General features: G+C 65.4%; 4 protein-coding genes. 3 read left to right on the top strand and 1 reads right to left on the bottom strand.

The features are described 5' to 3' along the window. The 3 genes from ORS3428_RS25110 to ORS3428_RS25100 form a co-directional block, all read left to right on the top strand. On the top strand, positions 1-912 hold a 912-nt coding region (locus tag ORS3428_RS25110), incomplete at its 5' end, for an ATP-binding cassette domain-containing protein (protein ID WP_131802946.1). Continuing rightward, positions 909-1,895, top strand: a complete 987-nt coding sequence (locus ORS3428_RS25105) for an ABC transporter permease (protein WP_071100984.1) — start codon at positions 909-911, stop codon at positions 1,893-1,895. The genes ORS3428_RS25110 and ORS3428_RS25105, both read left to right, overlap by 4 nt. Beyond that, complete coding sequence (locus ORS3428_RS25100; RefSeq protein WP_071100983.1) at positions 1,892-2,878, top strand: ABC transporter permease; 987 nt, start codon at positions 1,892-1,894, stop codon at positions 2,876-2,878. Before ORS3428_RS25105 ends, ORS3428_RS25100 begins: the two co-directional genes overlap by 4 nt. A 15-nt stretch (positions 2,879-2,893) precedes the next feature. On the opposite strand, the gene ORS3428_RS25095 is transcribed toward ORS3428_RS25100, so the two are convergent. Continuing rightward, positions 2,894-4,921, bottom strand: a complete 2,028-nt coding sequence (locus ORS3428_RS25095; protein ID WP_244508093.1) for a response regulator — start codon at positions 4,919-4,921, stop codon at positions 2,894-2,896. Positions 4,922-5,073 lie beyond the last annotated feature (152 nt).

The raw sequence follows: 5,073 nt of genomic DNA, 5'->3' as shown, positions 1-5,073 counted from the left end.
GTCGGCGTCGTCGACATCGCGCCGGGCGTCGAGGAGAAGATCGTCGAGATGATGCTTGGCGCCCGCATCGAAAAGACCAGCGTCGCCGCTGCGTTCGCGGCAAGCGAGGCGTCGGCCGTGAAGGACCGCCACCCGCGGCTGTCGGTGCGCAACCTGCAGCTCGGCACCAAGCTGCATGATGTTTCCTTCGATCTCGCCAATGGCGAGGTGGCCGGCGTGGTCGCGCTCGAGGGCCAGGGCCAGGACGAGCTCTTTGCCGCCCTTGCCGGCTCGATCCGCCCGGCTGGCGGCACGATCGCGGTCGACGGTGCGCTGGTGAAGTTCTCGCATCCGAGCGATGCTATTCGCGCGGGCATTGCTTATGTGCCCGGCGACCGTACCGAGGCGCTCGCCATGCAGCGCTCGGTGCGCGAGAACATCGCGCTCCCCTTCAGCGCCGCGCTTCGCAAATGGGGGCCGATCAAGGTGCGTCGGGAGCGCATGGTGGTCTCCAGCGCCATTGCCCGGCTGCAGATCGACACCCGCGCGCAGGGCGAGGTGCAGCGCCTTTCCGGCGGCAACCAGCAGAAGGTCACCRTTGCCCGCTGGATCGCAGCGGACGCCCGCACCATCCTCTGCTTCGACCCGACACGCGGCATCGATGTCGGCACCAAGCAGGAAATCTACAAATTGCTGCGCGAGCTCGCCGGACTGGGTAAATCGGTGCTGTTCTACACATCGGAGCTGGAAGAGGTGCAGCGAGTCTGCGACCGCGTCATCGTCATCTTCGGCGGGCGCGTCGTCGACACCTTCCCTGTCGAGCTCGCCGACGAGCCGGCGCTGATGCGGGCCGCCTATGGCCTGCCGCGCGGCGCCAGGGAGGATGTCGGCATCCTCGCCGATGTCAGACCCGATGCGGAGGCCGCATCATGAGCCGCTTCCTGCGCCGCCAGGGCTGGGTCGCCGCGCTGCTCGCCCTGCTCGTTTTCCTGTTCGTCGTCACCAAGGTGATCCAGCCGGGCTACGGCAGCGGCGACTTCGGTTCGCTGGTGCGCGCAGTGCTGCCCTATGCCTTCGCCGTCGCGGCGCAGACCATCGTCGTCATCGCCGGCGGCATCGACCTCTCGGTCGCCGCCATGATGGCGCTGGTGAGCGTCACCGCCGCCTCGATGATGAACGGCGCCGGCGAGGAATACGCGTTCTTCGTCGTGCCCTTCGTGCTTGCCATGGGGCTGGTGCTCGGCGCGCTGAACGGCATCCTCATCGTCATCACCCGCGTGCCGGATATCGTCGTCACGCTTGCCACGCTGTTCGTGCTGCAGGGTGCCGCCCTTCTGGTGCTCGACGCGCCCGGCGGCGCCGCCGCCGAGTGGCTGAAGGCAAGCGTCGTCGGCACCATGCCGATACCCGGCCTTCCGGATTGGGCCGATGCCTGGATTCCGAAGGCTCTGGTGCTGCTCCTTGTCTGCCTCTTCATCATCTGGGTCCCGCTCCGGCGCTCGCGCCTCGGGCTTTCCATCTACGCCATCGGCAGCAACGAGCTCGCCGCCTTCCGCAGCGGCGTGCCGGTGGCGCGCACCAGGATCGTCGCCTATGCGCTCTCCGGCCTGTTCGCGGCACTCGGCGGCCTGTCTCTCACCATAAGCACCGGCATCGGCGCGCCGATCCCCGGCCCCTATCTGCTTGCCAGCGTCGCGGCGGTTGTGCTCGGCGGCGTCGCGCTCGGCGGCGGCAAGGGCGGGCTGCTCGGGCCGATCATCGCCGTTTTCGTGCTGCGGCTGGTGCGCACTGACCTCACGCTGCTTGCCATCGATCCCAATGTGACCGCCATCATCGAGGGCGCGATCATGGTCGCCGTGGTGATGTTCGGCGCYTTCATCACGATCCGGGGCCGCCCGGCAGGAGCAACGCCATGACGCACAGCGCGACCATGCCGCAACGGACCTCCTTCGGCCGCCGCCTCAAGCGCTTCATGGCTGACCGCCCGCTCATTCCGCTGATCATCCTGCTCGTCATCCTGGTCGCGATCCTGCAGATCCTGCGCCCGGGCATCGTCAACGAGCGCTGGATCGCCAACACGGCGAAGTTCGCGATTCCGCTGGCGATCCTCGCCGGCTGCCAGACCATGACCATGCTGACCGGCGGCATCGACCTCTCGGTCGGCACGGTRGCGACGATGAGCGCCTTCATCATGGCGACGCAGATCGTCAACCAGGACCCGACGGTGGCCTTTATCCTCGCCACGCTGCCGGCGGTGCTGATCGGCCTCGTCAACGGCGTCGGCGTCGGCGTCTTCCGCGTCCACCCGCTGATCATGACGCTGGGCACCAGCCTGATCGRCACCGGCTTCCTGCAGGTCTACCAGCGCACCGTGATTGCTTCCGGCGCCAAGATCCCGGATTTCCTCAACTGGCTAGGCACGGGCCTTACTTACAGCTTTCCAAACGCGCTCTTCCTGTTCGTGCCGGTGGCGGTGCTGATCGTGTTCACGCTCAACCGCACCGGCTTCGGCCGCCTGCTTTACGCCGTCGGCGACAATGAGCGCGCGGCGAGACTGTCCGGCGTCCGCTACTGGCAGGTGATCACCGCGCTTTACGTCATCTCCAGCCTGCTCGCGGGCATCACGGGCCTGCTCTATATCGGCCTGATCAAGGCGCCGTCGCTGTCGCTCGCCGAGCCCCTGGTGCTGCCTTCGGTGGCGGCAGCCGTCATTGGCGGCACCTCGATCTTTGGCGGCCGCGGCGGCTACACCGGCACCATCATCGGCGCACTGATCCTTACCGTGCTGACGACACTGCTCACCATCCTGCAGATRCCCGAGGGCGGCAGGCGCATCCTGTTCGGCTTCATCGTGCTGTTCGTGACCGCGGCTTATCTGAGGATCATCGAGGACAGGTAGCCCGGGGACGAGCGGTCATGCCGGAGCACTGATCCGACTATCGCCAGCGGCAGCGCGAATGGCCGCGACAAGATCCTTTTCGTCAAACGGCTTGCCGATAAGCGCCACTCCCGAAGGACGTTCCACGATCYTTTCGGCATCCGCGTACCCGGTGATGATGACAGCCGGCCAGTCGGYGCGCAGATTGCGGGCGAAGYGGATCACGTCGATGCCCGAGACAAGGGACATTGCGAAGTCGGTGACGATCACGTCGAAGCGTTCCGGCTCCCTTTCGATCGTGGCCAGCCCCTCGGCGCCGCCAGCGGCCGTTGTCACGTCGAAACCGGACTGCCTGAGYGACATGGCCGTCATTTCCCTCAACGAGTGGCTGTCGTCGATGAGCAGAACCGTCAGCGATCGTTCGTCGGCCGCGACGGGCTCTGYGTCGTCAACCCGGACGGATTTTGGGTCGGCTGCTTCACGGGCCTCCGAAGCAACATCCTGTGCCTCACGGGAGYGAGGCAGCCACAGCTCCATGATCGTGCCGCGGCCGATCTCGCTATCTATCCTGAGTGTGCCACCCGACTGTTTGGCAAAGCCGTAGACGGTGCTGAGGCCCAATCCTGTACCCTTGCCAATCGGCTTGGTGGTGAAGAACGGCTCGATCACCTTGCCGATGATATCGGCGRCAATGCCGGTGCCGTTATCCTCGACGGYCAGCACGACATAGTCGCCCGCAGCGAGTTCCTCGCTTCCATGGTCGACGCTGCGATTGTCGGCGCTGACCGAGACCGTCCCTCCCGAGGGCATGGCGTCGCGGGCATTGAAGATCAGGTTCATCAAAGCGAGCTCGAGCTGCGCGGTATCCGCATGCACAGGCCATATGTCGTTGCCAACCTGCCATTTGAAGCGCACGAGCCCCCCGAGAACCGCGGCAACCAAACCGTTCATCGTGTCCCCAAGGGTCGACAATCGCACCGCCACCGGCTTCAGGTCCTGGCGGCGCGAGAAGGCGAGCATCCGCTGGACGAGATCCTTGCCCTGGGCGGCCGAGCGGCGCGTCATTTCGAGGATTTGGGCAGCATTGCCGTCGAGCGTCAGTTGCCGTTCGAGCAGGGCGAGCCCAGAGAGGATGGCCGCAAGCAGATTGTTGAAGTCGTGGGCGAGTCCGCCGGTCAGCTTGCCGATCGCATCGAGCCGCTGCGACTGCAACAGCTGGCTCTCCAGACGGCGCTGCTCGGTGATGTCCTGCATGGTACCAAGCAGTTCGAACCCCGGGCCGTCCCTGGACACCACGCCCTGGTCGAAGAATATGCGATATTGTTCGTCGGAGCACCGCCATCGGAATTCGCACGTATAAGAGCCTGTCTCGATCGCCGCCGTAAGCGATCTGGTGACTTCGTCGCGATCATCGGGATGGACCCGGCCGAGCCCGAAATCGGGATTCGACAAGAAACGGCCGGGCGGGAAGCCCGTCAGCCGCTCGACCCCTTTCGAAACATAGCGCGCGGCGAAAGGTGCCTCGGCCGAGCGCGCGTGAAAACAAATCGGCAGCGAGGCAAGAATCAGCTCCTGCCGCGCTTCGGAATGGCGGAGCGCTCGCTCCGCCTCGAACCTTTCCGACTGGGCCTTCAATGCCTGTTCGAGCAGCCGCTGTTCCCGGATCGCATTTCGCTCGATCTCGCGCGTCTTCTCGTAGAGATCGACAAAGACCATGACCTTGGAGCGCAGCATCATCGGGTCGAACGGCTTGAACAGATAGTCGACCGCGCCGACGTCATAGCCGCGCAGCATATGCGCCTCTTCCTTGTTGATGGCGGTGAGGAAGATGATTGGTGTGTTTCTCGACCGTTCGCGCCGGCGCACGAGCGAGGCGGTCTCGTAGCCGTCGAGATCCGGCATCAGCACATCGAGCAAGATGACGGCGAAGTCATCCCTGAGCAAGAAGCGCAGCGCTTCCTCGCCCGACTGGGCGCAGACGACCTCGCCGACATCGCCGAGCACCTCCGCTATTGCAAGCAGATTGCGCTCGTCGTCATCGACGGCGAGAACGCGTGCTCGCATCGCCTGCTCGACCGGTTCGTTTCTTTCTGCCTCCATCGCGGCCATTTTGCTGAACCTGCCGGGCGCGCTGTCAGCTAGCGGTCATCAGTGTCTGCTCGGACCGTCCAGCCCGCGAGCGCGCGCGGCCGACCCAAACCCGCAGCAAGGCAAGC

It is taken from the genome of Mesorhizobium sp. ORS 3428, from assembly GCF_001854785.1.
Taxonomy (GTDB): Bacteria; Pseudomonadota; Alphaproteobacteria; order Rhizobiales; family Rhizobiaceae; genus Mesorhizobium.
Note: the sequence above shows the minus strand (reverse complement) of the source record. Positions and strands in the feature narration are given on the sequence as shown.